The following is a 2667-nucleotide window of genomic DNA, read 5'->3' as shown; positions in this document are numbered from 1 at the left end:
GGACGCGGCGGCGCGCCCGGAGTTCCCCGTGGACGTGGTCGCGGTCGGCACCGACCGGCCCGGGGTCGGTGCGCTGGAGCTGGCCGCGGACGCCGGGGTGCCGTCGTTCACCGTGCGGACGGGCGATCACCCCGACCGGGCCGCGTGGGACCGCGCACTCACCGGGGCCGTCGCCGCGTACACCCCCGACCTGGTGGTCTCCGCCGGGTTCCTCAAGATCCTCGGTCCCGAGTTCCTGTCCCGGTTCCCGAACCGGGTTCTCAACACCCATCCGGCGCTGTTGCCGTCGTTCCCGGGTACCCGGGCGGTGGCCGACGCGCTGGAGTTCGGGGTGAAGGTCACCGGGTCGACCGTCCACTTCGTCGACGCCGGGGTGGACACCGGCCCCATCATCGCCCAGGAGGCGGTGGCCGTGGAGCCGGAGGACGACGAGGCACGCCTGCACGAGCGGATCAAGGCCGTGGAGCGCAGGCTGCTCGTGGACGTCCTCGCTGAACTGGGCCGTGCGGGCTGCACGGTGGACGGACGAAAGGTGAGAGTGTCGTGAGCGAGTCCCCCGGTGGTGGGAAGCACCCGGTGCGCCGTGCCCTGCTCGGCGTGTCGGACAAGACGGGCCTGCTGGAGCTGGCGACCGGGCTGCACGCCGCGGGCGTGGAGATCGTCTCGACCGGCGGGACCGCCCGCGTGATCGCCGACGCCGGGGTGCCGGTCACACCGGTCGAGGAGGTCACCGGGTTCCCCGAGTCGTTCGACGGCCGGGTCAAGACCCTGCACCCCCGGGTGCACGCGGGTCTGCTGGCCGACACCGACCGGCCCGAGCACGTCGAGCAGCTCCGCACGCTCGGCATCAGCCCGTTCGACCTGCTCGTGGTCAACCTCTACCCGTTCACCGAAACGGTCGCCTCCGGCGCGGGCCCGGACGAGTGCGTGGAGAACATCGACATCGGTGGGCCCGCGATGGTGCGCGCGGCGGCGAAGAATCACGCGTCGGTGGCCGTGGTCGTGGACCCGGCACGGTACGACTGGGCGCTGGAGCGCATCCGGGGCGGAGGCTTCGAGGTGGCCGACCGCAGGCGGCTGGCCGCCGAGGCGTACGCGCACACCGCCGCCTACGACGCGGCGGTGGCGTCCTGGTTCGCGGAGAGCTACGCCCCGGTCGACGACACCGGCTTCCCGGACTTCCTCGGGGCGGGCTGGCAGCGCCAGGACGTGCTCCGCTACGGCGAGAACCCGCACCAGGCGGCCGCGGTGTACCGGGGGCCGGAGGGCACCGGGCTCGCCGCCGCCGAGCAGGTGCACGGCAAGGCGATGTCGTACAACAACTACGTCGACACCGACGCGGCCCGGCGGGCGGCGTTCGACTTCGCCGAACCGGCCGTGGCGATCATCAAGCACGCGAACCCGTGCGGGATCGCGGTGGGCGTGGACGTGGCCGAGGCACACCGCAAGGCGCACGCGTGCGACCCGGTGTCGGCGTTCGGCGGGGTGATCGCCGCGAACCGTCCGGTGGACCTGGAGACGGCCGAGCAGATCGCGGACGTGTTCACCGAGGTCGTGCTCGCCCCGGGCTTCGACGACGACGCACTGGACGTGCTCACCAGGAAGAAGAACATCCGGCTGCTGCGGCTGCCCGGGGGCGCGGACACGCCGCGCACCGAACTGCGGCCGATCTCCGGCGGGATGCTGGTGCAGACCGCCGACCGGATCGACGCCGAGGGGGACGACCCGGCCGACTGGACGTTGGCCACGGGGCAGGCCGTCGACGAGGCCACGCTGGCCGACCTCGCCTTCGCCTGGCGGGCGGTGCGCGCGGTCAAGTCGAACGCGATCCTGCTCGCCCACGACCGGGCCACCGTGGGGGTGGGCATGGGCCAGGTGAACCGGGTCGACTCGGCGCGACTGGCCGTGAACCGCGCGGACGACCGGGCGTCGGGGTCGGTGGCGGCCTCGGACGCGTTCTTCCCGTTCCCCGACGGGCTGCAGGTGCTGCTCGACGCCGGGGTCCGCGCGGTCGTGCAGCCGGGCGGGTCGGTCCGGGACGCCGAGGTGCTCGCCGCGGCCGAGGCGGTCGGCGCCACCGTCTACTTCACGGGCACCCGCCACTTCGCCCACTGACCCCACCGGCCCCACCCCCCACCCGGCCCGCCGGACGTCCCTTCCGGGCCGTCCGCCGGTCGCCCCTCCACCGGACCACCTTCCACCCCGCGCTCCTCCCTGTCGAGGTCAGCGCGTTACTGAGCGTGCGCAAGTACCGCGTTTCGCCCGCGAACCGTGGTACTTGCGCACGCTACGTGTCTGCCGTGTGAGGCGGGTCGCGGTCGGGTATCCGCGTGCTTGACAGTGCCGGGGTGGGGGCGTTTACTGAGGTTGCGATCGAACACCAGTTCGATCAGTGAGGTCCACCCCGATCTTCGCCGTCTTCCCCGCGGCGCGGTCGGAGTGGCCGTCCCGTCGTGTCGGCGTGGGCGGTCGCTCCCGAGACAGCGCGAGGGAGGTGAGTCCGGTGCCCGAGGGATCGGTCTCCGGGATCCGGCCCGTGCCGGACGGCACGCCCGGTGCGTCCGATGCGTCCGGATCTCCCGGGGGGGCCGGGGCGACCGTCGCGCGGTTGGCCGCCCTGCCCGGGGTGAGCACCGCGGGCGCGCTGGCCACGGCGGCGGACGGGCG

Annotated in this window: 2 protein-coding genes; both read left to right on the top strand. The window is 73.9% G+C overall.

Annotation, left to right across the window (positions count from 1 at the left end):
- On the top strand, nt 1-547 hold a 547-nt coding region (purN, locus tag ACTIR_RS24660), incomplete at its 5' end, for a phosphoribosylglycinamide formyltransferase (protein ID WP_034241278.1).
- A complete protein-coding gene (gene purH, locus ACTIR_RS0120750; RefSeq protein WP_026455705.1) occupies nt 544-2115 on the top strand; it encodes a bifunctional phosphoribosylaminoimidazolecarboxamide formyltransferase/IMP cyclohydrolase in 1572 nt (523 codons plus the stop codon). The genes purN and purH, both read left to right, overlap by 4 nt.
- Nucleotides 2116-2667 lie beyond the last annotated feature (552 nt).

This window comes from Saccharomonospora iraqiensis subsp. iraqiensis (assembly GCF_000430445.1).
GTDB classification, from domain to species: Bacteria; Actinomycetota; Actinomycetes; order Mycobacteriales; family Pseudonocardiaceae; genus Saccharomonospora; species Saccharomonospora iraqiensis.
Note: the sequence above shows the minus strand (reverse complement) of the source record. Positions and strands in the feature narration are given on the sequence as shown.